The sequence below is a fragment of the Serratia sp. HMSC15F11 genome, assembly GCF_001808215.1.
GTDB lineage: Bacteria > Pseudomonadota > Gammaproteobacteria > Enterobacterales > Enterobacteriaceae > Serratia > Serratia nevei.
In genome coordinates, this window is record NZ_KV792390.1 from 37,796 (window position 1) to 62,604 (window position 24,809).

The following is a 24,809-nucleotide window of genomic DNA, read 5'->3' on the forward strand; positions in this document are numbered from 1 at the left end:
CATCAGGAAAGAGAACAGCATGCAGCAATTACAGAACGTTATTGAAAGCGCCTTCGAGCGCCGTGCGGACGTCACCCCGGCGAACGTAGACACCGTAACGCGCGAAGCGGTAAACCAGGTGATCGGCCTGCTGGACAGCGGCGCCCTGCGCGTCGCCGAGAAGATCGACGGTCAATGGGTCACCCATCAGTGGCTGAAGAAAGCCGTGCTGCTCTCTTTCCGCATCAACGACAACAAGGTGATGGACGGCGCGGAAACCCGCTACTACGACAAGGTGCCGATGAAGTTCGCCGACTACGACGAAGCGCGCTTCCAGAAGGAAGGTTTCCGCGTCGTGCCGCCGGCCACCGTGCGCCAGGGCGCATTCATCGCTCGCAACACCGTGCTGATGCCGTCTTACGTTAACATCGGCGCCTACGTCGACGAAGGCACCATGGTCGACACCTGGGCCACCGTCGGTTCTTGCGCGCAGATCGGCAAAAACGTTCACCTGTCCGGCGGCGTCGGCATCGGCGGCGTGCTGGAACCGCTGCAGGCCAACCCGACCATCATCGAAGACAACTGCTTCATCGGCGCGCGCTCCGAAGTGGTGGAAGGCGTGATCGTGGAAGAAGGCTCGGTGATTTCGATGGGCGTATACCTCGGCCAGAGCACCCGCATCTATGACCGCGAGACCGGCGAAATCCATTACGGCCGCGTGCCGGCGGGTTCGGTGGTGGTTTCCGGCAACCTGCCGTCGAAAGACGGTTCTTACAGCCTGTACTGCGCGGTGATCGTCAAGAAGGTCGACGCTAAAACGCGCGGTAAAGTCGGTATTAATGAGTTATTGCGCACTATCGACTAAATTGAAATAGCGGGTGATTCACCCGCTATTTTTTTGTCTGCGTTTCGCTGGCAGTCACAGTCGCAGATCTCGCTTTCCGCCATAATCGCAGTCGTGGAATATAACGATCACATCTAAAGAGGGCGCAGTATGTACGATAACTTGAAGAGTTTGGGCATCAATCAACCGGAAGACGTCGATCGCTATAGCCTGCGTCAAGAGGCCAACAACGACATCCTCAAGATCTATTTCCGCAAGGACAAGGGCGAGTTCTTCGCCAAGAGCGTGAAGTTCAAGTACCCGCGCCAGCGTAAAACCGTGGTGGCGGACAACGCCGGCCAGGGCTACAAGGAAATTCACGAGATCAACCCGAACCTGCGCTACGTGATCGACGAACTGGATCAGCTGTGCCAGCGCGATCAGGTGGAAGTGGATCTGAAGCGTAAAATCCTCGACGACCTGCGCCATCTCGAAGGAGTGGTGTCGCACAAGATTGCCGAGATCGAAGCCGATCTGGAAAAACTCACCCGCGGCAAATAATGCGGATCGGTTGACCCGCATCATCGCCAAGGCGCCCTTTCGCGGCGCCTTTTTACTTTACGATTGCAGCAGCGTGCCCCACTGCTCGACCCACGGGCAGGCGGCCACTTCCGGCTCCGGCTGTTCCATCGCATCGATCTCCAGCACTTCGCCAACGCGGGTGGCGCCCTGATCTTGCAGCAGCGCGTCGAATGCGCGCCCGGCGCCGCAGAAGTTGTCATAGCTACTGTCGCCGAGGGCGATCAGCCCGTAGCGCAGCTCCGGCTGGTAGCCGACCTGATCGCGAATGGCGTGGAACAGCGGCGCGATGCTGTCCGGCAGATCGCCCTGCCCGGTGGTGGAGGTGATCACCAGCGCGTAGTGCTGACGATAAAACTGCCAGGCCTCCAGCGTGCCCTCTTCGAACAGTTTGACCTCATGGCCCTGCTCGCTGAGGATGTTTTGCGCCTCTTCCGCCACCAGCAGCGAATTGCCGTAGACCGTTCCCACGAAGATACCAATCTGAGCCATGGCTCCTACTCCCTTCATTACCTTTTAAAAATTGTCAGCTATCCTGACCGTTAGCCGCGCTAAACTCAATCCCGGCAAGTTCAGGGAATACCCCCGCCCAGCCGAACTGCGCCATCACCCCTTGCCAGTCTTCGTCCCAGCGCGCCGTCACCCGCAGCGGTTCGCCGGTCACCGGATGCGTCAGCTGCAGATGGCTGGCGTGCAGCATCAGGCGCGGGCAGCCGAAATGCTGCGCCATACCGCGGTTCTGCCGCAGATCGCCGTGCTTGCTGTCGCCGATGATCGGATGGCGAAGATGCGCCATGTGGCGCCGCAGCTGGTGCTTGCGGCCGGTTTCCGGCTGCAGCTCCACCAGGCTGTAGCGCGCGCTGTCGTAGCGGCCGACGGCCACCGGCATCTCTACCTGTGCCAACGGCCGGTAGTGCGTCACCGCCGGCTGTGGCCCCTTGTCGGCATCGGCATGTTTATCGGCGATTTTGTCCAGCTCCGCCGTCAGCGGGTAATCGAGGGTCGCCCCCTCCTGCACGTAACCGCGCACCACCGCATGGTAGGTTTTCTGCACCTGATGCTGCTCGAACTGCTGCGACAGCAGGCGCGCCACCTCGCTGGAGAGCGCCATCAGCAATACGCCGGAAGTCGGGCGATCGAGACGGTGCACGGTAAAGACGTGCTGCCCGAGCTGATCGCGCACCGTCTGCATCATAAAGCGAGTTTCATGACGGTCCAGCCAACTGCGGTGCACCAACCAGCCCGACGGCTTGTTCACCGCCACCAGGTGTTCATCCTGATACAAAATCTCAATCACATCGCTTTCCCAGGTAAATAGCCGTTTCGGGCGCGAGTATAACAGGCGTGCGGCTCAGCGCTAGTTCACCCATTCGATGGTCACCAGACGCGTATCGGCGCGGCCGCGATCGTCCACTGCCCGAATGCGATAGCGCCCGTTGTTGATCGGCCGCCAGTCGATCGGCTTTTTGCTGGCGCTGCTGCCGAGATAGATATCGTCGACGAACCAGTACACCGTCTTGCTGTCGGCGTCCGTCACCGCGTTGAAGGCGATTTTATCCCGCCCCTGCTGCGATTGGCGCAGGGTATAGGTGGTATTTTTCAGTGGCGAAGTGATGCGCGGCGCGTTGCCGCCGACGGCGACGCCGTTGTCCTTGCAGCGGTTGACCGGCGGCGCCCGCTTCGGCAGCCCGGCCTGGGCAAATACGTTGGCCAGATCGGAAGGCCAGAACTCAAAGATTTCGGTGCGGGTCTGCGCCGCGTCATACGGCGGGCAGACGACCTCACCGCTGTGAATATCCAGCACCACCGGGCGGTAAACGCTGTCGACCTTGATCGGCGACTTGCCGGGAATAAACCAGGTCTTGCCCTTCTGCTGGCACCACGGCGTCGGCAGATCGCCGCTGGCGAGGCAAATGTCCACCCGCCGCAGCCGTTGGGGGAACGGGTGCTTCGGTTCCCGCAGGCCTGGGTAGCTGGCGTTGACGCTGTCGATGATATTGAAGAACAGCGGCGCGGCCGCCTCGGCGCCGACCAACGCATTGTTGCCGCGCCCGTCGAAGTTGCCTTCCCACACCACCAGCACGTAAGGGCCGAAAATCCCGACGCTCCAGGCGTCGCGAAAGCCCCAGGAGGTGCCGGTCTTCCAGTACACCGGCAGCGAAGAAGAACGCTGTGCCAGCGTATCGCCCGGCCGCCGATGCTGGCGCAGCATATCCAGCGTAATGAAACTGGCCTCCTCGCTCAGCAGCCGAACCGGCGTCGATTCAGTCTCGTTCAGCTGCATACGAAGCGGCCGCAGCTCGCCGCGGTTCGCCAGCAGCGCATACAGCTTCGCCAATTCCTGCGCCGTCACCTCGCCACCGCCCAGCACCAGCGACAGCCCGTAGTGGCTCTCGCTGGCCATATTGGCCACGCCGGTCAGACGCAAAAACTGATAAAAGGTCGGCTGGCGCAGCTGCGAGGCGACATACACTGCCGGAATGTTGCGGCTGAAATTCAGCGCATCGGTGGCGGTCACCGGGCCGAGAAAGCGCCGGTCGAAGTTTTCCGGCGCATAGGCGCCGAACGACGAAGGCACGTCTTTCAGGATGGTCATCGGATGCAGCACGCCCTGCTCCATGCCCAGCGCGTAGATGAACGGCTTCAGCGTCGAACCCGGCGAGCGCTTGGCGTTGGTACCGTTCACCTGCCCTTGGATCGGCCGATTGTAATAGTCCGCCGATCCCACCAGCGCACGCACCCCCATATCGCGGCTGTCCACCAGCAGCACCGCGGCGTTTTGGATGCCGCGGCTGCGGTTGCGGGCGATAAACGCGTTGACCTGCCGCTCGACCAGCCGCTGCAACCCGGCGTCCAACGTGGTATCGACGCGCGTATCGCGCTGCACCAGTTGCTGCGTCTGCTGGCGCAGCTGTTCGATAAAGTGCGGCGCGATATAGGGCACTTGCTCAGGCTGCCGCAGCGCCAGCGGCAGGCGGAACAGCGTTTGCTGGCTGGCGTCGGTGGGGTAAACCCGCTGCCAGCGCTGGAACAGACGGTTGCGCGCCTGCGTCAATGCAGCGCCGAGCACGCCGGTTTTCGGCTCCAGACGGTAGCTGGGCGACTGCGGCAGCACCGCCAGCGTCAGCGCCTCCGGCAGGGTCAAATCCTTCGGCGACTTGGCGAAATAGATCAGGCTGGCGGCGCCGATGCTTTCGATGTTGCGGCCGTAGGGGGCATAATTCAGGTAGGCTTCCAGGATATCGCGCTTGGAGTAGCTGAGCTCCAGCTGCACCGCGCGCAGCACCTGCAGCAGCTTGCCGCCCGGCGTGCGGGTGTTGAGATGCCAGCGCATGCGCGCCAGCTGCATGCTGATGGTCGATCCGCCCTGCATTTTGCCGCCGGCGACATAGCTGCGCCAGAAGCCGCGCATCAGGCTGACGGGGTTAAAGCCGGGGTTGTAGTAGAACCAGCGGTCTTCGTGCAGCAGCAGCCCGCGCACCGCCAGCGGCGACACCTGCTCCAGTGGGGTCCACAGCCGGTAGCGGTCGTCGTTGGCCAACGTGATGCGCAGCAGCGCGCCGTGCCTGTCGTAATAGACGGAAGACTGCGGCAGCCCCTGCCACAGGGGCGGATGCGGCCACAGCCGAATCGCGGTCAGCAGCAGCGCCAGTAAAAACGCCGCCATCAAGCCGTTTTGCAGCACGCGCCCGGTCAGGATCTTCATACGTTCTCACCACCCCGGCGCCAGACGCTGGCCTGGCGCCGGATCCGGCCTAGTCGTTGCCCGCCGGCACCACCACCAGCTTGCCGCCGCCGGCCGACATCGCCTGTACTTCACGGTCGTACATGGCTTCGCCGTAGGCCGGTGGAACAATAAAGCTGCCGGTATTGGTGGCCTTGATCTGATAGACGAACTCCTGCACCTCGGTGCCGGCGCTGCCGTAGATAATCACCCGATCTTCACGGATATCGCTGTAATCCGGCGCCCAGGTGGAGCCGGTAGCGGCCAGCGGCGACTGCCAACCGCCGCGGTCTTCGCTCTCCTCGCCGGCGTCGGCCGGTTCCGGCGGCGTCTGCTGCACCACTTCGAACCCGCCCGGCAGCAGATCGACGATCGCCAGGTTGCTCTGCCCCTCTTTCGAGTTGGCGCGCACCTTCAGATGGACGTTGATCTTCTGCCCCAGCGTCACCTGCGTCACCGGTTTGCCCTGTTCGTCGGTGTAATCGCGAACGATCTCAATCCCGCGCGACAGCGCTTTTTGCGGCGCATTCAGGTCGTAACCGGCCTGCGTCACCACATACCAGGCCGGCGCATTGCCGCCGTTGGTGAAGCGCACGACGGTAGCATCGGCGTTGAACTGCCCCTGCACGAACAACCCCTGCAGCTCACTGATGCGCTGCGGCTCGCCGCCGGCTTTGCCTACCTGCACGATGCCCAAGGCATCCGCATTGGCGGATTGCGCCGCCACCTGGGTCGAGTAGCTTTCCAGCGCCAGAATGCTCATTGCGGAGGAGTAGGTGGTGTAACGCTCTTCTTTCAGCGCCTTGACCATATTCTCCAGCGCCTGCGGCGGGATCGACGCCACCTTCTCAGGGAAGTGACGGGTAATCAGATACAGCCGCGTCGCATCCTGCACCAGCGGATCGAAATAGTTCTGCGTCCACCAGGCGCTGTCATACGCCTTGCTCAGCTGCTGCCAGCTGGGTTGCAACAGCGCGGCGGCTTCGTCGTCCATCTTCAACAACCGATAAGAAGAGGCCAGATACAGCGCGCTCAGATCGGTTTTCCACCCTTCGCCATAGCGTTTTTGCAGCGTATCCTGCACCGCCGCCAGCGAGTTGGTGGTCACTTCGCCCTGCAGCGTCAGCAGGTAAACCGCCCAGCTGCGCAGGCGCAGCAGATACAGATCGTCGAATCCGCTGGCCGCCAGCTCGCGCAACGCGCCGTTGGCCTCGTCCAGCATGCCTTCCGGCAGGGCGTAGCCCGCCGCTTTGGCTTCGAGCAGATACTGCACCACATAAGGCGTGACGAAAGGATCGGCATCCGGCGACGAACGCCAGGCGCCGATCGCCCCGCTGTCGTTCTGGCGCGCGCGCAGCACGCCAAGCAGGTTGCGCAGCTGCTTGCTGACTTCCGCCTGGCTCAGGCTGCTTTTCATCTCTGGGTGGCGGCTCTGCAGCATCAGCGGAATGGAGCGGCTGACGATCTGCTCGGAACAGTAATACGGATAATCCGCCAGGTATTGCGCCAGCCCGCGGGTCAGCACCAGCGGCGAATTCGACACCGCCGCCCGGCGCTGCGCGAAAGCGTCGAACATCTGGCGCAGGCCATCGACGTTCTGGCTGCTGCCGCTCATGCGCCCCATCACCGACTGGGTGCGGTACGGCGCCGCCGGCCGCACCGAGGTGCTGACGGTGCGGCGGCTGGCCTGGTCGCCGTAACGGGCGTCGAACACCAGCGGTGCATCGCCCAGCGCGGATTTGGCGCGCAGACGGAAAGCGATCACACCCTCGCGTTTTTCCGCCAGCGTCAGGCTTTGCGTCGCGTTGCCCACCACTTCCAACTGCGGCGGCGGCGTCAACAGAACGTTGATGGCCACCGACTGGCCGTTCAGCCCTTCGAGGTTGTTGCTGACGCCCACGCTGACGTCGAACTCGTCGCCCGGCGCTACCATCGCCGGCACGTTCGGCGTCATAATGAAGTTGTCGCGCACCGTGGCGGCGGTTTGCGCCTTGCCGATTTTCTCCGGCGTCACCGAAATCGCCATCACGCGGATCTTACCGTTAAAGTAGTCCGGCACCGGGTAGACGAACTGCTTCTCGCCGCTGACCTCGGTAATGCCGGACCAATAGGCCACCGGCTTGTCGCGTTTGCGCTTGAACGGGTTGAGGTTGAGATCCAGCCCTTCGCCCGCATCGCCGCCCGGCGCCGCGGTCAGCGCCATCAGCTTGCTGAACTCCGGCAGGATCAGGTCGAGGATCTGCGAGCTGCTCACGTTCAGTTCACGCTTGCTGAAAAAGAACTCCAGCGGATCCTTCAGGCGGTAGCGCGCCACCTGCAGAATGCCCTCATCGACGGCAAACAGCGCCACCTGCTGCGGCGCGTCGGTCTTGACCGTCATCGTCAGGTTTTCACCCGGCTTGATGACCTCCGGCGCCGTCACCTCAAGGCTGTTTTGGCGCGCCTGTGTGCTGATCTTGAACGGCATCACGCCATAGCTCAGCGGGCTCATGAAGATTTCGCTGGAGTTGATGTCGCGCACGAACTGCACGTTGATGTAGCCGTTGCCCTCCATGCCGGCCGGCACGCGGATCTTCTGCACCGAGCTGGTAGTGTCGCTGTGGAACCACTGCCAAGCGTAAACCTTGTCCTTCTCGATGGTGATCAAGCCGCTACCGGTATAAGGCGCGTTGATCGCCACCTCGATCTCCTCGCCCGGCTGATATTCCGCCTGGTTCAGTTTCAGCTTCAGTTCGGCGTTGCGATCCAGCGAACGGCTCAGGTTGGCGTTACCGGCCACGCTGTAGGCGACGCGGTTGAGCGTCTTGCCCTGCGCATCTTCAATCACCAGCACGAAGTCGCCCGGCTTATCGGTCGCCAGCCGCAGATCCGCGCCCTGCTCGCTCAGCGCCAGCGGCTGTTCCGACAGCTGCACTTCCTTCATCTTCGACTGGTATTTGTAAACGCCCGAATCCTGTTTGGTCAGCACCGAAATGTATTTCTGCTCGATCAACACCTGCTTCAGGTTCGGCATGGCGATCTGTTTCAGGTCCGGATCGATGGCGATCACGTTCAGATGCCGCTCCGCGTCGCGGTTGATGTAGCCCAGATCGCCGTCCGCCTTCACCCCAATCAGGTAATCGTAAGGCGAGACCAGCGTGCGGGCGGTAGCTGCCACCGAGCGCCCGCCGCCGGCGACGAACGCCTCCGACAGCAGCTGCAGCTGATAGGTCGCGTCGGCATAGGATTTCAGATCGAGCGGAATATCGGCCACACCATGCTCATCGGTGGTGCGATCTTCCAGCTCGGTTTCGAACCCGTCGCTGTTTTGCCGGTTTTCATAGAACGCATAATCCGGGAAGCGATCGAAGCTCGGATACATCGGCCGCAGCGTCAGCCTGGTGGTCACGCGGCGATCCTGCGCCGGGGTACCGAACAGGTTCTGCACATCGATGCTGGCCTTCAGCTCGGACGGTTTGACCCAGCCTTGCTGGCGATTCGGCGTCAGCGCCAGCTTCACTTTCAGCTGATCCGGCTCGAACTCCTTCACATTGACCGCGGTATGGCCGAGCAGCGTGGAGGTATCGTTGTTTTTGCCGATCAGATACAGATAGACGTTCCACTCGCCGGTGGGCGAGTTTTCATCGGTGGTATAGCTCAGCTCGTTGAAACCGCTGGCGCCCAGCGTCAGCGGCACGGTGGTCATCAGCTTGTCGCGCGGATCGCGGACTTCGGCGCGCACCGGCACGCCGGCCAGGCCAACGCGCCAGTCGGCGGCGCGGGTGATCAGGCCAATATTGAAAGTATCCCCCGGTCGATAAACGCCGCGATCGGAGAACAGGTAGCTGCCGAGCGTGCGCGGATCGGTCGGCGTTTGTTCACCGGCGACATCGAAGCGCGAGAAGTCCAGCCCGCGATCGTTATAGCTGCCGGTCGGCAGGAAGGAAACATCCCCTTCCTTTTCCACCAGGAACATCACCGGCTGGCGCTCGTTGGTGTACACGTCGAGCGCCGGGAAACGCACGTGGCCGTCGGCCCCGGTGGTTTGGCTGAGCAGCGTCACGCCGTTTTTGGCCACTACCGACACGTTGGCGCCGCTGACCGGCGCGCCGCTTTGAATCGACTGCACGAAGACGTCGCGCGTCTTATCCTGCGAGCTCTTGGCGACAATGCCCAGATCGGTCACCACCACAAAGCGCGAATCGCCGACGTCGGGCTGATCATCCCCGGTGCTCTCGTCCGGTTCCTGTTCTGGTTCGGCGCCCGCCTCTTCCGCCGCCGGTTTCCGGTTCGGCTGCCATTCAGACAGCGTCAGCAGGAACACCCCGCGATGGGAACTGGCGTTGGTGGAGAGATAACGGGAAAGATCGATGCCCTGATAGTTCACTTCCCCCGGCCGCTCGTTATTGAGCGCCGTCTGGTATTTGAAATGCTCGGTGAAATACTCATCGTTGAGCCGGTTGAATTCCGTGGACGAATATTCCCGGCTTTTGAAGGAGACGATGTGCTGCAGCTGGCTCGGGATCCCCCGCTTGATGTCCAGCCGCAGGCCCGCCACGTTGCGCGCCGCCACGCTGATCTGTTTGTCGCCGTTGACCGACAGCAGCGAGCCTGCGGACATGAACTGCAGCGATTTCGGGAACTCCGGCACTTCGACCACCCGATAAACCTTCTTCGGCATTTTGTAACCGCCGACGGAGACCAGCTGGTTGTCTATCTCGATCAGCACGAAGCGGTGCGCCGGAGCTTCAAAGCGGAAGCTGAACTGCGGTTGATAGGCCTCTTCCGCCTCGTTAAGCGTCAATGGCAATGCCGTCGCCTGCGCCAGCACGTTTTTACCGACGCTGTCGACCGTCCATTGATAGAAGTCTTCGGCATCGTTGGCGGTCTCGGCATCGCTCGGATCGTGCTGCGGCAGCAGCCAGGCTTTGGTGGCTCGCGCCAGCTCTTTATCCTTCACCGCATCGCTGAAGCCGACCACCAGCGCACGCTGCCCTTGGCCGCCGTCGGTATCCACAACCTGTGCACTGGCGTCGCTCAGCGCCAGGCTGTACAGCGTCGGGACTTTAACCCAGTTGCTTTTCGCCTCTTCGACCGCATTGCCGGCCGCCGTCGATTTGACGCCCTTGCCGACGGTCAGATGCACAGCGCCGCCCTGATCCAGCGCCTGCAGCGGTTCGGAATGCACCCAGGCGTTCAGTTTTTTCTCGTCATAGACCAGAGAGAAGTTCAGCTTTTTCTCGGAGGAAGTGCTGCCTTCTTTCAACCCCAGCGAAATCTGTTTTTCAAAGCTGGCGACGTCGACCGGCGCGTTGAACTGCAGATTGAAAATCGCGCTGCGTTTCTGCGCATCTTGCGGATCGCGGTAATACTCGGCCTGCCCCAGGCGGTAATCGAACGCGGGCACGGTGAAGGCATAGCGGGTTTTGGCCAGTTTGATCTGCGGCGCCAGCAAGGTGGCGGGCTCAAGGGTCACGTCATACTTCGCGCCCATCGGCAGCGGCTTTTTCGGCGTGAACAGCAGCGTCGACTCATTGATCCATGCCCACTGCCCTTCCGCCGTCGGCTTCAGAATGATGCCGGCGCTCACGGTTTTACCCACTGCGGCGATCGGCGCGACCGACCCGCTGAAGGTCAGGCTCACCGTTTGCGGCACCTGCCGGGCGGCGGCGTAATCTATCGGCTCGGGGTTGGCAAGCGATGCGCTGACCTCCTGAACCACCATCGGCGCAGGCTCGATAGGCTGAGGCCGGTTTTGCCACCAGTGCCAGCCGTAAAATGCGCCGCCTGCGGCGCCAGCCAACAGCAACAGGCCTAAACCGATCGCTTTCGGGTGTTTATCCACGCCGCTTTCGAGCCGCATGAAACCGCGCGGCAGCGCAGCCCACCAGGCCGGCGCACGCCAGCTGAGGTTACCGACCAGCGGTCTCAGCAGCCGCCCCAACAGCGACAACGCCCCACCCAGCAGGCGACAGACGCCCTTAACCAGGGTAAAAGGCAAACGCAGGATAAACCTTAATAAATCCATTATTGCAGCACCTCATCATCCTAATGCAGCCCCCGGTCAACCGCCGTGGTTCAACCGAGCCGAAAGACGCCGTCGGCTCTCCTGCCCGGCATCCGCGCGAGTACTCTACACTGCCGGGCGGCAAAAATCTGCGCGCCGCCGGCGAATTACGGCTCTTTATTCAACATCAAATCCAGCTGTTGCAGCAGCACCAACAGCGGCAGGCTGCTCGGTTCACGATCTTTCAACGCCTCTTCGAAATAAGGCGTGATGGCGAAGCGCGTCGGCAGCGGCGCTTCGGCGTCCAGCAACGCATACATGCGCGGCAAGAACACCCACTGCAGCCAGGCTTCGGCCGACATGCTGTCGATGCAGAACGGCTCGGTGCTGGAGAAAGCCTCATGATCAGGCGGCGCGGCCTGCCACAGCGCCAGATCGCGCATGGATTGTTCAATCGCCTGCAAACTGCGGCGCACCTGGTTATGTATACTCATCTGCATTCCCGATCTCTTTTCATCATGGTATTCAGCGCGCTGGCTGAAAGGCGGCAAAGCATAGCATTTTTATAGCCCAAATTCGGCGCGCCTGAGACAGTCCGCCGTTTTTATCTGGTGGCGTTCGCCGCCGCGCGGCACAATAGGCCCACCGAGTTCACCACACAGATAAAGATTCATGTCCGTAATAACAGAGAAAAAAAACCACGCGACGCCCGGTAAAGCCATGCTGGCTTCGGTCACCGGTTATGCCATGGACGGGTTTGACCTGCTGATCCTCGGCTTTATGCTGCCGGCCATCAGCATCGAATTGGGATTAACCTCATCGGCCGCCGGTTCTCTGGTCACCTGGACGCTGATCGGCGCGGTGCTGGGCGGCGTGATTTTCGGCCACCTCAGCGATCGTTTCGGCCGTATCCGGGTGCTGACGATCACCATTCTGATGTTCTCCCTGTTCACCGGCCTGTGCGCCGTGGCGCAAGGGTATTGGGATCTGCTGGCCTATCGCACCCTGGCGGGCATCGGGCTGGGCGGCGAATTCGGCATCGGCATGGCGCTGATCGCCGAAGCCTGGCCGGCGGAGAAGCGCAACCGCGCTTCGGCTTACGTCGGCATGGGCTGGCAATTGGGCGTGCTGGCGGCCGCCTTCCTGACGCCGCTGCTGCTGGAACACATCGGCTGGCGCGGCATGTTTTTGGTTGGCCTGCTGCCGGCGCTGGCGTCATTCCTGATCCGCCGTACCCTGGGCGAGCCGGAGGCGTTCGTGCGGCAGAAAGAGGCCGGGCAACCGCTCTCCTTCCTGCAGCGTTTGCGCCTGCTGTTTAAGGATCGCGCCACCAGCAGGGCCAGCATCGGCATCTTCATTCTCTGTTCGGTGCAGAACTTCGGTTACTACGGCCTGATGATCTGGATGCCGACTTACCTGGCGAAAAACTTTGGCTTCTCGCTCACCAAGTCCGGCCTGTGGACGGCGGTGACGGTGGTCGGCATGACGTTCGGCATCTGGCTGTTTGGCATGCTGGCCGACCGCTTCGCCCGCTGGAAGATCTTCGTGCTTTATCAGATCGGTGCCGTGGTGATGGTGATCGGCTACGCCCAGTTGAGCGACCCGACGCTGATGCTGTTCGCCGGCGCCGTGATGGGCATGTTCGTCAACGGCATGATAGGCGGCTACGGCGCGTTGATTTCCGATACCTATCCGGTGCAGGCGCGCGCCACCGCGCAGAACATCCTGTTCAATCTGGGGCGCGGCGTCGGCGGCCTGGGGCCATTGGTGATCGGTGCGCTGGTGACGCAGGTGTCGTTTACCGCGGCCATCAGCCTGCTGGCGGCGATTTACCTGCTGGATATCTACGCCACGCTGTTCCTGCTGCCGAAAAAACAGGGCGCAGGCGATACGCTGGGCGCGATTGGTTAACGCTGAAGAGGGATTAAGGCGGGGCGCACGCGCAGCGGGATAAAACAAAAAGTTGGGGGCACTGCGTTAACAGTGCCCCCGGTTCGTTTTATAGCTATCCCGCTACACAGCGTGCTCCCTGCTCAATCCTTGAAAACTTTTCCTGCGGCCATCCTGACCAAGTGGTCCTTGCATCATCCTGCAGCATCATCCTGACGCGGTTCCTCAGCCTTCCTGACCCGCCGACAGTCCTGTGCCGGCTCTCAATCTCCGTCCTGGAGGTGTCCCTGGTTTCTATCCTGAAACATCCTGGGCATCTCCTGACGCCATCCTTCGCTCTTGCCTGAGCGCATCCCTTTCTTCTTCCTGAAGCTGCATCATCCTGATGCTTTCCTGCTCCGCCGGTTCCGTTCCGGTAACGATAAGATCGCTTAAATTCCCCGGAATCACAAGGGTTTGGGAGGTGTCTCACACTAAATCAAGACTAAGAGTTATCCTAAAGAAATTCTAACCAATTGATCTGGATAACAATAATCTCATAGCCTGGAGAAAGGCGGGAAAAATTAAGAGCGATCTCTCACAGGCCGTGTGAGAGATCTCTCACACGGGCGACGGCGAATCCGTCGCGATTCAGTCCAACACCGGGCGCAGCGCATCGAGGAAATTCCCCAGCGTCGCCGCCAGCAGGGTGCGTTTATCGCTGCCGAACTGTTCCAGCACCACGTTGCCGCTGACGTTGCACAACGACACCATCGTCATCTCGGATTCGGTGGTCGCCAGGAACAGCGTTGGCGACAGCTTGAGACGTTTTTGCGTCACCAGATGGCCGATCAGGTTCTCCTGCAGGCGGATAAAATCCTCTTCGCTCCAGACCTGCAGCAGGCTCAGGCGATGCTCGCCGAACTGCGCGCTCATGTCGCCGGCGTATTGCTGCGTGTAGAAGCGGTGCGCATCCGGCTGCAAACGCAGCTCCAGCGCGGTTTCTACCTTTTCCAGCGTCGCCGCCGGTTCGAAAGGCCGCGGCAACCACAGCACTTCGTCCTCGCGGTTCTCCACGATGCAGGGCGACGGCACGCCGTACAGCGCCTGGCTGGCCGGCGCGTGGCCGCGCTCTTGCTGCCACAACTCGACATAGCGTTGAGTGAATTCACGCAGAGCGTGCGATACATCATGGTCCATATTCTTTCTCGCATACGTTAAACTGACGGCCATTGTACCTATCTCTGACCGAGGTGACAGCAGATGTCCTCATATCAAGACCACCAGGCCCTGTCGGGGCTGACGCTGGGCAAACCCACCGCCTACCGCGATCGCTACGACGCCACGCTGCTGCAGGCGGTGCCGCGCAGCATGAACCGCGAGCCGCTGGGCTTGTATCCCGATAACCTGCCCTTCCACGGCGCGGACATCTGGACGCTGTACGAGCTCTCCTGGCTGAACGCCAACGGCTTGCCGCAGGTAGCGGTTGGTGAAATCAGCCTCAACGCCGACAGCCTGAACCTGATCGAATCGAAAAGCTTCAAGCTGTACCTCAACAGCTTCAACCAAACCCCGTTCGCCGATTGGGAAACGGTGCGCAGCACCCTGCAGCGCGATCTGTCCGCCTGCGCCCAGGGCGAGGTCAGCGTCACCCTGTTCAGCGTCGAGCAGCTGGAAGACACGCCGATCGCCCGCCTGGCCGGCGATTGCATCGACCAGCAGGATATCCGCATCGACAATTATGAGTTCAACGCCGACTACCTGCTGAACGCCGCCGGTGAAGAGGTGGTGGAAGAGCGCTTGGTCAGTCACCTGCTGAAGTCCAATTGCCTGATCACCCATCAACCGGACTGGGGCTCGGTGCAGATAAGCTACCGCGGCGGCAAGATCGATCGCGAAGCGCTGCTGCGCTACCTGGTTTCCTTCCGCCACCACAACGAATTCCACGAGCAGTGCGTCGAGCGCATCTTCAACGATCTGATGCGCTATTGCCGGCCGCAAAGCCTGACGGTCTACGCTCGCTATACCCGCCGCGGCGGGCTGGATATCAACCCGTGGCGCAGCAACGTCGCGTTCGCCCCCGAGCACGGCCGCCTGGCGCGCCAATAAGTGCGAAACATTGCTCAACAACTGAGCTAACGAGCGGTTTGTGTTGGTAAAAGCACAGGGACGGCGGTAAGGTTAAAACGAGGCTGCGGCCGGGCAGAGCGCCCGCTTCGCCGCAGCACGCCAACCATAACGAGATGCTGTTTTGCTGCGTATGGATTACTACCGCCCCGCACCGGGTGCAAAGGAGTTACCTTGATTACACACATCAGCCCGCTTGGCTCTATGGATTTATTGTCGCAGCTGGAAGTAGACATGCTGAAGCGCACCGCCAGCAGCGACCTGTACCGCCTGTTCCGCAACTGTTCGCTGGCCGTGTTGAACTCCGGCAGCCAAACCGACAACAGCAAGCAGCTGCTGTCGCGCTATGAAACCTTCGACATCAACGTGCTGCGCCGCGAGCGCGGGGTGAAGCTGGAGCTGGTCAATCCGCCGGAAGAGGCGTTCGTCGACGGCCGCATCATCCGCTCGCTGCAGGCCAACCTGTTCGCCGTGTTGCGCGACATCCTGTTCGTGCATGGCCAAATCGCCAGCGCCGGCCGCTTCCAGCACCTGAACCTGGAAAACTCGGCCCACATCACCAACCTGGTGTTCTCGATCCTGCGCAATGCACGCACGCTGCATCTGGATGAAGATCCCAATATGGTGGTGTGCTGGGGCGGCCACTCGATCAACGAAAACGAATACCTGTACGCGCGCAAGGTCGGCAGCCAGCTGGGCCTGCGCGAGCTGAACATCTGCACCGGCTGCGGGCCGGGCGCCATGGAAGCGCCGATGAAAGGCGCGGCGGTCGGTCACGCGCAGCAGCGCTACCGCAACAGCCGCTTCATCGGCATGACCGAGCCGTCGATCATCGCCGCCGAGCCGCCTAACCCGCTGGTCAACGAGCTGGTGATCATGCCGGACATCGAAAAACGCCTGGAAGCCTTCGTGCGTATCGCACACGGCATCATCATCTTCCCGGGCGGCGTCGGCACCGCCGAAGAGCTGCTGTACCTGCTGGGTATCCTGATGAACCCGGAGAACAGCGAACAGGTGCTGCCGCTGATCCTGACCGGGCCGAAAGAGAGCGCCGACTACTTCCGCGTGCTGGACGAGTTCATCATGAACACGCTGGGCGACGAAGCACGCCGCCATTACACCATCATCATCGACGATCCGGCGGAAGTGGCGCGGCAGATGAAGCAAGCCATGCCGCTGGTGAAGGAAAACCGCCGCAACACCGGCGACGCCTACAGCTTCAACTGGTCGATCCGCATCGCGCCGGATCTGCAGCTGCCGTTCGAGCCGACCCATGAGAACATGGCGAACCTCAATCTGTATCCGAACCAGCCGCCGGAGCAATTGGCCGCCGCGCTGCGCCGCGCGTTCTCCGGCATTGTGGCCGGCAACGTGAAGGAAAACGGCATCCATGCCATCGAGCAGTTCGGCCCGTACAAGCTGCACGGCGAACCGCAGATGATGAAGCAGATGGACAGCCTGCTGCAGGGCTTTGTCGCCCAGCACCGCATGAAGCTGCCGGGCAGCGCCTATGTGCCCTGCTACGAAATCGTAGCCTGACCCTCAATCCCGGGCGGCGTAACGGCCGCCCTGTTTTTTCTGACCTTGCCGCCCATGATGATACACCTACTGATTGTCGACGCCCTGAACCTCATCCGCCGCATTCACGCCGTGCAGGGCTCCCCTTGCGTCAACGCCTGCCGCCACGCGCTGCAGCAGCTGATCCAACACAGCCGCCCGACCCACGCGGTGGCGGTCTTCGACGAGGACGATCGCCGCGACAGCTGGCGCCACCAAATTCTGCCGGACTACAAGGCCGGGCGCTCGCCGATGCCGGAAAACCTGCAGCAGGAGATGCCGCAGCTGCGCGAGGCCTTCGCCGAATTGGGCGTCGCCAGCTGGCATTCTCCCGGCAACGAGGCGGACGATCTGGCGGCTACGCTGGCGGCCAAGGTCGCCGGCGGCGGCCATCAGGTGACCATCGTCTCCACCGACAAAGGCTACTGTCAGCTTTTGGCGCCGAACGTGCAGATCCGCGATTACTTCCAGAAACGCTGGCTGGATATGCCTTTCGTGCAACAGGAATTCGGCGTACAGCCGCAGCAGCTGCCGGACTATTGGGGGCTGGCGGGGATCGGCAGCAGCAAGATCCCCGGCGTGGCGGGTATCGGGCCAAAAACCGCCGTGCTGCTGTTGCAGCAGTCGGGCAGCCTGGACGGGCTCTATCAGCACCTGGAGCAGGTGCCGGAGAAATGGCGCGGCAAGCTGGAGCAGCACCGCGAGCTGGCCTACGTCAGCAAACAGGTGGCCACGCTGCGCACCGATCTGTCGTTGGACGGTAACCTGCAGCAGCTGCGCCTGCCGATACAATAAGGGCGCTGCAAGCAGCGCCCTTTATCAGGCTTAACGCGATTAATCGCGCTCGTCGCGCCGGCCCGGCACCGCCGACCACATGCGGCGCACGTGTACGGTGATCTCTTCGCGGTCGTGATACAGCTGCTTGGCGTGCACTTCGACGCTGATACCGGCGGCGCCCAGCGCTTCGCGGATGCTCGTCAGGTTTTGCGACACTTCCTCATAGCGCTTTTTCATCGGCAGCTTGAGGTTAAAGATCGCTTCGCGGCACCAGCCTTTCACCAGCCACTGAATCATCAGGCTGGTCACCTTCGCCGGTTTCTCCACCATGTCGCACACCAGCCAGTAGATCTTGCTGCTGTTCGGCTCGAACTTGAAGCCGTCGGCGCGGTGGTGCGTCACCTGGCCGGTTTCCATCAGGCTCGGCGCCATCGGGCCGTTATCCACCGAATGCACCATCATACTGCGTTTCACCAGCTGATAGGTCCAGCCGCCCGGGCAAGCGCCCAGATCGACCGCGTGCATGCCGCTGGCCAGGCGTTCGTCCCACTCGTCGGCGGGGATGAATACGTGGAACGCTTCTTCCAGCTTCAGCGTCGAACGGCTCGGCGCATCGGCCGGGAAGCGCAGACGCGGAATGCCCATGTAGAACGGCGAGTTGTTGTTGCTGTAGGAGTAACCAACGTAGCAGCAGCCCGGCGCGATGAAGAACACGTGCACCACCGGGCGAGTCGGGTTCTCGCGCGCCATCAGCACCTTCTGCTCGCGCATCGCGCCGCGCAGCGGCACCGTCAGCTTGCGGCAGAACTTCATCAGCTCTTTGCTTTCGTTGGTGTCCGGCACTTCCACCCGCAGCTCACCGCCACGGTCAACCACACCGATCAGCATGCCGACGATCGGCGATACCCGATCTTCCGGCGGCAGATCGCGCAGCAGCTCACCCACCACGATCATCTGGCGGGCGAAAATCAGTTCGCGGAACGGAATTTCCCGCGCCAGGCGGTCGGCATCGTCCGGCTGATAGCATTCGAACAGCACGTAACCGCTGTGCTCTTTTACCCGTGCAAAGCCGTAAATCTCCCGCTGGGCGGCTTTGTCGGTGATCTCCGCCGCACACTCTTTTTCAAAGCCGGGGCGGCAGTACAACGCAATCTTATTCATGGCGCTCGGCCTTTTTCCTCAGACGCAAAGCGCCAATCAACATCAATATCCAGCCGATCAGGAAGCACACGCCGCCAACCGGCGTGATATAAACCCAGACCTTCAGGTGCGACAGCGCCAGGCAATAGAGGCTGCCGCTGAACAACACGGTGCCGAACGCCAACAGCGCTCCGCTCCAGTAAAACCACAGGCTCACGCGGCGCTGCATCGCGACCGCCAGCGCCAGGATGGCCAGGGTGTGGAATCCCTGATATTCCAGCCCGGTGCGGATCCAGGCCATTTCGTTGGCGCCGAGCGTACCGCTTAGCACATGCGCGCCGAATGCGCCCAACGCGACAAACACAAAGCCGCTGATAGCGGCGAAAACCAGCATGGAACGGCTGCTCATCGTGATCTATCCCATTAAAAATCACCGGCCGCGGCAAGGCGGCGGCCGGCCTTATTGTTCGTAGCGGAAGCGGAACTTCTCTTGTTCGCTGGCGGCACGCGCCAGGATCCACTGCCGGAAGGCGGCTATTTTACCCAGTTCTGCCTGGCTGTCATGACATACCAGATAAAAAGCGTTTTTACTGACCAGCACATCGTTGAACGGGCACACCAGGCGACCGGCTTCAATCTCGGTTTGCGCCATCACGTTGTTCACCAGCGCCACGCCCTGGCCGTGTACCGCCGCCTGCACCACCATGGCGCTGTGGCTGAAGATCGGCCCCTGCTGCACGTTGATGTGCTGCAGCCCCAGCTGGCGCGTATAGGCCAGCCAGTCGCGGCGTGAAACGTCGTGCAGCAGCGTATGATAAGCCAGATCCTCTGCGGTTTTCAGCGGATGATCGCCGGTCAGCAGGCTCGGCGAACACACCGGCAGCAGATATTCCGCATACAGGCGCTCGGCGCGCAGCCCCGGCCAGTTGCCGCGGCCGTAGAAAATCGCCACGTCGACGTCGTCCGCCAGCTTGTCTTCTTCGCGGTCCACCGCCTGGATGCGCACGTCGATCCCCGGATAAGCTGAGTTAAAACCGGACAGGCGCGGCACCAGCCACTGAATGGCGAAGCTCGGCGGCAGGCTGACGGTCAATGCCCCCTTGGCGCTGCGCGCCTGCAGCTTGCGCGTCGCCTCGTTGATCGAAGAGAAGATCTCCTTGATATCAAGGTAGTAACTTTGCCCCTCTTCGGTCAGCAGCAGCGAGCGGTTGCGCCGACGAAACAGCTTCAGCCCGAGGAAGTCCTCCAGCGACTTGATCTGGTGGCTCACCGCGGCCTGAGTCACGAACAGCTCTTCCGCCGCCTTGGTGAAACTCAGGTGGCGAGCGGCCGCATCGAACACGCGCAGCGCATTGAGGGGAGGTAAGCGTTTAGACATTAAATTAGCTACTTTTGTGTAACATTAATCCGAATGATTCGGCGCCGAAAATCGGGCGGCTTTGTGTGGCAAGCCATCGGTAAACGCTAACGGCGTATTGCCATTAGTTTTTTTAATCCGAGCCATTATAATTTGTCCGTTGAGGATGCGCCAGCAAATACCTATAGTGGCGGCACTTCCCGGGCCGGAACGAAAAGGGAGTGGGTGTCGAGGACGCCGATGAACTTTTGGCTTGTGGTTGTGATGTTGTGTTTGCAAATTGTCCGGCGATTCCGGACATGGTAGCTAGGCTACTGTTTTTTCACTTCCTGTACATTTACCCTGTCTGTCCATAGTGATTTTATGCAGCACCGCAAAACTTGCGGTGCTTTTTTTTGCCTGACGATTACTGGTTGCTTTCAACCATCTCTTTCACATCGGCACGGTTGATCTGCTGCTCGACGCCGTTGGCGTCTTTATAGCTGATCATGCCGGTATCGTTGTCCACTTTAGGCTTGCCGTCAGCGACAATGGTGCGTCCGTCATTGGTATGCATCACGTAGTTGCTGGAACAGGCGGCCAGGGTGAACGTAAGCATCAGAGCAGAGAGAACTGCGGCTGTTTTCTTCATTGAGGACTCCTTTGTAGTTTTAAATGCTGATAAATACCTTTTATCTGTATAGATGCGATTAATTAGCGCACATTTAATAGCATAACAAACTTTCCCAATTTTGCCAGGCGATAAGTCCTAATAGGCAGGATCGCTTGTCTCCGGCGGCAAAATAGGACAGGATCACCCATCGACTCAAGCCAGTGACAATCAGGGTATGACGCCTTTTAACCCCAGCCTTTTTCGCCAACAGTTTCCCGCGCTCGCGCAGGACGGCATCTATCTGGACAGCGCCGCCACCGCGTTGAAACCGCAGGCGGTGATCGACGCCACGCAGCAATTTTATCGCGATGACGCCGCCACCGTGCACCGCAGCCAGCATCGGGCGGCGCAGGATCTGACCGCCCGTTTCGAACGAGCGCGCGGCCAGGTGGCGCAGCTGATCAATGCGCCGTCGGCCGACGACATCGTCTGGACGCGCGGCACCACCGAGGCGATCAACCTGGTGGCGCAGAGCTACCTGCGTCCGCGCCTGCAGCCGGGCGATGAAATCCTGGTGAGCGAAGCGGAACACCACGCCAACCTGATTCCCTGGCTGATGGTGGCAGAGCAAACCGGCGCGCGAGTGGTGAAACTGCCCATCGGCGCCGATCGGTTGCCGGATTTGACGCAGCTCCCCCCCCTGCTCAACGACAAAACCCGCCTGTTGGCGCTGGGGCAAATGTCCAACGTCACCGGCGGCTGCCCGGATCTAGCGCCGGCTATCGCGCAGGCGCATGCCGCCGGCGCACGCGTGATGATCGACGGCGCTCAGGGCGTGGTTCATGGCCCGGCCGACGTACAGCGGCTCGACATCGATTTCTACGCCTTCTCCGGCCACAAGCTGTATGGCCCGACCGGCATCGGCGCGCTGTACGGCAAAGCCGAGCTGCTGGCGCAGATGGCGCCGTGGCAAGGCGGCGGCAAGATGCTGACCCAGGCGTCGTTCGACGGTTTTACCCCGCAAAAACCGCCTCACCGCTTCGAAGCTGGCACGCCGAACATCGCCGGCGTGCTGGGGTTGGCCGCAGCGCTCACCTGGCTCAACGAGCAGGACATGGCGGCGGCGGAGCGCTACAGCTGCAAGCTGGCGGACCAGGCGGAACAGCGGTTGGCGCAGCTGCCGGGCTTTCGCAGCTTCCGCAGCTCCGGCTCCAGCCTGCTGGCGTTCGATATCGCCGGCGTACACCACAGCGACATCGTCACGCTGTTGGCGGAGCAAGGCATTGCGCTGCGCGCCGGCCAACACTGCGCGCAGCCGCTGATGGCGGCGTTAGGCGTCAGCGGCACGCTGCGCGCATCGTTCGCCCCCTACAATACGCAACAGGACGTCGATACGCTGGTCAGCGCGTTGACTCACGCTCTCAATCTGCTGGCCGACTGACTTGACTCCCGGAGACGCTATGCTCGCCCCCCATCCTTTTGGCCGAGAGGTCACCGCCGAAGCGTTGATCGCCACCTTCAGCACGCTGAAACAGTGGGAAGACCGCTACCGCCAGCTGATTATGCTCGCGAAACGGCTGCCGCCGCTGCCGGAGGCCTTGCGCAGTGAAGAAATAGCGTTGAGCGGGTGTGAAAACCGCGTCTGGTTGGGGCACCAGTTGCTGGAAGACGGCACGCTGCACTTCTATGGCGACAGCGAAGGCCGCATCGTGCGCGGCCTGTTGGCGGTGCTGCTGACCGAAGTGGAAGGGAAAACGCCGCAGCAGATCGCCGCATTGGATCCGCTGGCGCTGTTCGACCGCCTGGCATTGCGCGCGCAGCTGAGCGCCACCCGCGCCAGCGGCCTGGCGGCGCTGGCCGCCGCCGTAAAGGCGATCGCCGCCCGTTACGCCTGACGCGCCGCCTTCGCCACCATCTTTTTCAGCGCGTGCGACACGGCGACGAAGCCGAAGGTCGCGGTGACCATGGTCGCCGCGCCGAATCCCGCGCTGCAATCCATTCTTTTCGGCCCTTCCGCCGTGCTGCGCGAAGCGCACACCGAACCGTCCGGCTGCGGGTAAACCAGCGGCTCGCTGGAGAAGACGCAGTCGATGCCCAGCTTGCCCTTGCCGTTTTTCACCACGTTGAAATCGTGCTTCAACCGCTCACGCAGCTTGGCGGCCAGCGGATCCTGGATGGTTTTCGCCAGATCGGCCACTTCGATCTTGGTCGGGTCAATCTGCCCGCCGGCGCCGCCGGTAGTCACCACCGGGATCTTGAAGCGGCGGCAGTATGACAGCAACGCCGCCTTCGGCCGCACGCTGTCGATCGCGTCGATGACGTAGCTGAAGTTATGGTCCAGCAGCTCGGCGACGTTGTCCGGGGTGATGAAATCGTCGATGCAGGTCACCCGGCATTCCGGGTTAATCGCCAGGATACGCTCCGCCATCACCTCGGTTTTCGACTGTCCGACGTGTTGGCGCAACGCGTGGATCTGGCGGTTGGTATTGGTGACGCAAACATCATCCATGTCGATCAGGGTGATGGCGCCGATGCCGGTGCGCGCCAGTGCCTCAGCCGCCCAGGAACCCACGCCGCCGATGCCGATCACGCAGACGTGCGCCTGCGCGAACACCGCCAGCGCCTGCTGGCCGTACAACCGCGCCGTGCCGCCGAAACGCTGCAGATAGGCTTCCGAATAAGCTGTGCTCATAACGCTTTAATTACCTTCGTAATGCAAATGATAAGGGCCGGAAAATCCGGCCCTTGCGGGTCACTCTTTTCACGCCGTATGCGTTTAGCGGGTGGCCAGCAACGAACCGCCGCCGTTTGACTGATTGGCGCTGAACAGCTGGCCACCGCCGTTGTTCTTCAGCACCCAGACGCGGCCATAGTGGTTGTAGTATCCCGCCGAGTGGCCGGCTTCCGGCCCGATGCCCTGATACATGTCAAAATGCTGGCCCTTGATGGCGCCGCCCACGTCGAGCGCGACCATCAGGCGCATCTCGTATTTTCCCGTGAATTTGCCCTTGTTGTCCAGCAGCGGCACTTCGGCCAGCAGCGTGGTGCCCGCCGGGATCAGCGAACGGTCGGAGGCCACCGAGGCTTTGGCGATCAGCGGCACCGCGCTGGCGCCCTTCACCGGCGCAAAAGCTTCCGGGCGGAAGAACACGAACGACGGATTCTGCTCCAGCAGCTCACGCACCTCTGCGGCGCTGTGGGTATCCGCCCACTGACGGATCGCCTGCATCGACATGTCCGCCTTGGCCACTTCGCCGCGATCGATCAGCACCTTGCCGATGCTGCGATAGGCGTGGCCGTTCTTGCCGCCGTAGCCGAAGAACACCAGCGGCTGGCCGTTGCCGTAGTCGACGTAGCCACTGCCCTGGACTTCCATCATGAAGTTGTCCATCAGCGAGTTGGTGTAAGCGATGATATAGCGATCGTCGAGCGCGCCGGAATAGATGCCCGCGCGATCCGGCAAGCGGCCTCTGCCCTTCGGCGGCATGCGGTACAGCGGATAGCGGAACTCGCCCTGTTGGGTATAGCGCGCCTGCACCACCGGCGTGTAGTAGCCGGTAAACTGCACGTTGCCGTAATTGTCGACGCCTTCCATCTGGTAAGCGCTGAGGCCGTACTGGCTCAGCATGCGCGTGTCGGCGCCGGACGCCATCCAGCTTTGCACCGCCTGATAGGTGCTGCTGTTGCGGTTAAACAGCGAAGGCGACGCGTACTTGATCTCCATCAGCTGATCCGAGTAGTCCTTGGCGTTGACCGGCGAACCTTTGGCGTTGGGCTGATTGACCAGCTCCAGCGATTGATCCAGACGGCCGTCTTTATATTGCTGACCCCGATCGGTCGGCTTGGACGAACAGCCCGCCAACACCGCCACCATCAACCCGCCCAGCAGGTATTTGCCCCAACGTCCTTTCATCGCGCACACTCTCAAACTGATATGATCTACCGGCTGAACGATAACAAACGCTCATTGATAAAGGAATCGCTGCAAATAAAAAAAGCCGCATGGAGGATGGTGATGAAAAAGAAGGCAAATTGCGGGCAAATCCAGCAGAAAAACGGGTTTAGGCCAATAAAATGCAAAAAGGGTTTGCAACAAAACGCATGGAGAGTATAGTGCGCATCCATCGGACGCGGGGTGGAGCAGCCTGGTAGCTCGTCGGGCTCATAACCCGAAGGTCGTCGGTTCAAATCCGGCCCCCGCAACCAACCGAATGCCGTACCAGCGGCATACCATGAAACGGTGGTTTCGTAGTAATACAGCATCAAGACGGACGCGGGGTGGAGCAGCCTGGTAGCTCG

The 24,809-nt window shown here is 61.5% G+C and carries 20 protein-coding genes and 2 tRNA genes (1 of these 22 cut by a window edge); 10 read left to right on the forward strand and 12 right to left on the reverse strand.

Annotated features, from left to right (window positions below; all coding sequences use genetic code 11):
• The first annotated feature begins 19 nt into the window (after window positions 1-19).
• The gene (dapD, locus tag HMPREF3138_RS01015; protein WP_038878773.1) at window positions 20-844 is read left to right on the forward strand and encodes a 2,3,4,5-tetrahydropyridine-2,6-dicarboxylate N-succinyltransferase; all 825 of its coding nucleotides are present in this window, start codon (window positions 20-22) and stop codon (window positions 842-844) included.
• A 129-nt stretch (window positions 845-973) separates the two neighbouring features.
• Window positions 974-1,363, forward strand: a complete 390-nt coding sequence (locus tag HMPREF3138_RS01020) for a DUF3461 family protein (RefSeq protein WP_004931929.1) — start codon at window positions 974-976, stop codon at window positions 1,361-1,363.
• 57 nt (window positions 1,364-1,420) lie between these two features.
• Here HMPREF3138_RS01020 and HMPREF3138_RS01025 read toward each other — a convergent pair whose 3' ends face one another.
• The 5 genes from HMPREF3138_RS01025 to HMPREF3138_RS01045 form a co-directional block, all read right to left on the reverse strand.
• Complete coding sequence (locus HMPREF3138_RS01025; protein ID WP_038878771.1) at window positions 1,421-1,873, reverse strand: flavodoxin; 453 nt, start codon at window positions 1,871-1,873, stop codon at window positions 1,421-1,423.
• Between the two features lie 34 nt (window positions 1,874-1,907).
• A complete protein-coding gene (gene truC / locus HMPREF3138_RS01030; RefSeq protein ID WP_038878769.1) occupies window positions 1,908-2,678 on the reverse strand; it encodes a tRNA pseudouridine(65) synthase TruC in 771 nt (256 codons plus the stop codon).
• 60 nt (window positions 2,679-2,738) lie between these two features.
• Window positions 2,739-5,087 carry a penicillin-binding protein 1C gene (pbpC, locus tag HMPREF3138_RS01035; RefSeq protein ID WP_038878767.1) on the reverse strand — a complete coding sequence of 783 codons (2,349 nt, stop codon included), beginning with the start codon at window positions 5,085-5,087 and terminating at the stop codon, window positions 2,739-2,741.
• A gap of 49 nt (window positions 5,088-5,136) precedes the next feature.
• On the reverse strand, window positions 5,137-11,112 hold the full coding sequence (locus tag HMPREF3138_RS01040) for an alpha-2-macroglobulin family protein (protein WP_070558743.1): 5,976 nt from the start codon (window positions 11,110-11,112) through the stop codon (window positions 5,137-5,139).
• A 146-nt stretch (window positions 11,113-11,258) separates the two neighbouring features.
• Window positions 11,259-11,585 (reverse strand): YqcC family protein, encoded by a 327-nt coding sequence (locus HMPREF3138_RS01045; protein ID WP_033638567.1) that lies wholly within the window; start codon window positions 11,583-11,585, stop codon window positions 11,259-11,261.
• Window positions 11,586-11,763: 178 nt separating this feature from the next.
• On the opposite strand from HMPREF3138_RS01045, the gene HMPREF3138_RS01050 reads away from it, so the two are divergent.
• Window positions 11,764-13,002 carry an MFS transporter gene (locus tag HMPREF3138_RS01050; protein ID WP_038878764.1) on the forward strand — a complete coding sequence of 413 codons (1,239 nt, stop codon included), beginning with the start codon at window positions 11,764-11,766 and terminating at the stop codon, window positions 13,000-13,002.
• Window positions 13,003-13,611: 609 nt separating this feature from the next.
• Here HMPREF3138_RS01050 and syd read toward each other — a convergent pair.
• On the reverse strand, window positions 13,612-14,160 hold the full coding sequence (gene syd, locus HMPREF3138_RS01055) for a SecY-interacting protein (protein ID WP_038878762.1): 549 nt from the start codon (window positions 14,158-14,160) through the stop codon (window positions 13,612-13,614).
• 63 nt (window positions 14,161-14,223) lie between these two features.
• Between syd and queF the strand changes: the two genes are divergently transcribed.
• The 3 genes from queF to xni all read left to right on the forward strand — a co-directional run bounded on the left by queF (window position 14,224) and on the right by xni (window position 17,439).
• Window positions 14,224-15,069, forward strand: a complete 846-nt coding sequence (gene queF / locus HMPREF3138_RS01060) for an NADPH-dependent 7-cyano-7-deazaguanine reductase QueF (protein ID WP_038878761.1) — start codon at window positions 14,224-14,226, stop codon at window positions 15,067-15,069.
• Window positions 15,070-15,261: 192 nt separating this feature from the next.
• Window positions 15,262-16,626, forward strand: coding sequence for a nucleotide 5'-monophosphate nucleosidase PpnN (ppnN, locus tag HMPREF3138_RS01065; protein ID WP_038878760.1), 1,365 nt, complete (start codon window positions 15,262-15,264; stop codon window positions 16,624-16,626).
• 54 nt (window positions 16,627-16,680) lie between these two features.
• Window positions 16,681-17,439 (forward strand): flap endonuclease Xni, encoded by a 759-nt coding sequence (gene xni / locus HMPREF3138_RS01070; protein ID WP_038878759.1) that lies wholly within the window; start codon window positions 16,681-16,683, stop codon window positions 17,437-17,439.
• 39 nt (window positions 17,440-17,478) lie between these two features.
• Here the strand turns inward: xni and rlmM are convergent, their stop codons facing one another.
• The 4 genes from rlmM to HMPREF3138_RS01090 form a co-directional block, all read right to left on the reverse strand.
• Window positions 17,479-18,582 carry a 23S rRNA (cytidine(2498)-2'-O)-methyltransferase RlmM gene (gene rlmM, locus HMPREF3138_RS01075; protein WP_038878746.1) on the reverse strand — a complete coding sequence of 368 codons (1,104 nt, stop codon included), beginning with the start codon at window positions 18,580-18,582 and terminating at the stop codon, window positions 17,479-17,481.
• Entirely contained in the window at window positions 18,575-18,970 is a 396-nt protein-coding gene (locus tag HMPREF3138_RS01080; protein ID WP_004931896.1) for a DUF423 domain-containing protein, read from the reverse strand. Before HMPREF3138_RS01080 ends, rlmM begins: the two co-directional genes overlap by 8 nt.
• Before the next feature lie 51 nt (window positions 18,971-19,021).
• Window positions 19,022-19,939: a transcriptional regulator GcvA gene (locus HMPREF3138_RS01085; protein ID WP_025304049.1), complete on the reverse strand. Its 918-nt coding sequence runs from the start codon at window positions 19,937-19,939 to the stop codon at window positions 19,022-19,024.
• Window positions 19,940-20,324: 385 nt separating this feature from the next.
• Window positions 20,325-20,549: a YgdI/YgdR family lipoprotein gene (locus HMPREF3138_RS01090; RefSeq protein WP_025304050.1), complete on the reverse strand. Its 225-nt coding sequence runs from the start codon at window positions 20,547-20,549 to the stop codon at window positions 20,325-20,327.
• 196 nt (window positions 20,550-20,745) lie between these two features.
• Here HMPREF3138_RS01090 and csdA point away from each other — a divergent pair, with 196 nt between their 5' ends.
• Both csdA and csdE read left to right on the forward strand, forming a co-directional pair.
• Window positions 20,746-21,951, forward strand: coding sequence for a cysteine desulfurase CsdA (gene csdA, locus HMPREF3138_RS01095; protein ID WP_070558744.1), 1,206 nt, complete (start codon window positions 20,746-20,748; stop codon window positions 21,949-21,951).
• A 19-nt stretch (window positions 21,952-21,970) separates the two neighbouring features.
• Window positions 21,971-22,405 (forward strand): cysteine desulfurase sulfur acceptor subunit CsdE, encoded by a 435-nt coding sequence (csdE, locus tag HMPREF3138_RS01100; RefSeq protein ID WP_038878734.1) that lies wholly within the window; start codon window positions 21,971-21,973, stop codon window positions 22,403-22,405.
• Here csdE and tcdA read toward each other — a convergent pair.
• Both tcdA and mltA read right to left on the reverse strand, forming a co-directional pair.
• Complete coding sequence (gene tcdA / locus HMPREF3138_RS01105; RefSeq protein ID WP_004931886.1) at window positions 22,396-23,202, reverse strand: tRNA cyclic N6-threonylcarbamoyladenosine(37) synthase TcdA; 807 nt, start codon at window positions 23,200-23,202, stop codon at window positions 22,396-22,398. The genes csdE and tcdA overlap by 10 nt on opposite strands.
• An 84-nt stretch (window positions 23,203-23,286) precedes the next feature.
• Window positions 23,287-24,423: a murein transglycosylase A gene (mltA, locus tag HMPREF3138_RS01110; RefSeq protein ID WP_038878731.1), complete on the reverse strand. Its 1,137-nt coding sequence runs from the start codon at window positions 24,421-24,423 to the stop codon at window positions 23,287-23,289.
• Between the two features lie 216 nt (window positions 24,424-24,639).
• Between mltA and HMPREF3138_RS01120 the strand changes: the two genes are divergently transcribed.
• Together HMPREF3138_RS01120 and HMPREF3138_RS01125 are read left to right on the forward strand one after the other, a co-directional pair.
• Window positions 24,640-24,716: transfer RNA gene (locus tag HMPREF3138_RS01120), tRNA-Met, on the forward strand.
• A 66-nt stretch (window positions 24,717-24,782) separates the two neighbouring features.
• A tRNA-OTHER gene (locus HMPREF3138_RS01125) sits at window positions 24,783-24,809 on the forward strand (it continues 62 nt past the right edge of the window).

Coding starts and splice junctions, on each gene's coding strand:
- HMPREF3138_RS01045 (WP_033638567.1), bottom strand. CDS start 11,585: ATGAGTATACATAACCAGGTGCGCCGCAGTTTGCAGGCGATTGAACAA.
- csdA (WP_070558744.1), top strand. CDS start 20,746: ATGACGCCTTTTAACCCCAGCCTTTTTCGCCAACAGTTTCCCGCGCTC.
- syd (WP_038878762.1), bottom strand. CDS start 14,160: ATGGACCATGATGTATCGCACGCTCTGCGTGAATTCACTCAACGCTAT.
- HMPREF3138_RS01040 (WP_070558743.1), bottom strand. CDS start 11,112: ATGGATTTATTAAGGTTTATCCTGCGTTTGCCTTTTACCCTGGTTAAG.
- mltA (WP_038878731.1), bottom strand. CDS start 24,423: ATGAAAGGACGTTGGGGCAAATACCTGCTGGGCGGGTTGATGGTGGCG.
- xni (WP_038878759.1), top strand. CDS start 16,681: ATGATGATACACCTACTGATTGTCGACGCCCTGAACCTCATCCGCCGC.
- queF (WP_038878761.1), top strand. CDS start 14,224: ATGTCCTCATATCAAGACCACCAGGCCCTGTCGGGGCTGACGCTGGGC.
- dapD (WP_038878773.1), top strand. CDS start 20: ATGCAGCAATTACAGAACGTTATTGAAAGCGCCTTCGAGCGCCGTGCG.
- tcdA (WP_004931886.1), bottom strand. CDS start 23,202: ATGAGCACAGCTTATTCGGAAGCCTATCTGCAGCGTTTCGGCGGCACG.
- HMPREF3138_RS01050 (WP_038878764.1), top strand. CDS start 11,764: ATGTCCGTAATAACAGAGAAAAAAAACCACGCGACGCCCGGTAAAGCC.
- HMPREF3138_RS01020 (WP_004931929.1), top strand. CDS start 974: ATGTACGATAACTTGAAGAGTTTGGGCATCAATCAACCGGAAGACGTC.
- HMPREF3138_RS01080 (WP_004931896.1), bottom strand. CDS start 18,970: ATGAGCAGCCGTTCCATGCTGGTTTTCGCCGCTATCAGCGGCTTTGTG.
- rlmM (WP_038878746.1), bottom strand. CDS start 18,582: ATGAATAAGATTGCGTTGTACTGCCGCCCCGGCTTTGAAAAAGAGTGT.
- csdE (WP_038878734.1), top strand. CDS start 21,971: ATGCTCGCCCCCCATCCTTTTGGCCGAGAGGTCACCGCCGAAGCGTTG.
- HMPREF3138_RS01090 (WP_025304050.1), bottom strand. CDS start 20,549: ATGAAGAAAACAGCCGCAGTTCTCTCTGCTCTGATGCTTACGTTCACC.
- pbpC (WP_038878767.1), bottom strand. CDS start 5,087: ATGAAGATCCTGACCGGGCGCGTGCTGCAAAACGGCTTGATGGCGGCG.
- HMPREF3138_RS01085 (WP_025304049.1), bottom strand. CDS start 19,939: ATGTCTAAACGCTTACCTCCCCTCAATGCGCTGCGCGTGTTCGATGCG.
- HMPREF3138_RS01025 (WP_038878771.1), bottom strand. CDS start 1,873: ATGGCTCAGATTGGTATCTTCGTGGGAACGGTCTACGGCAATTCGCTG.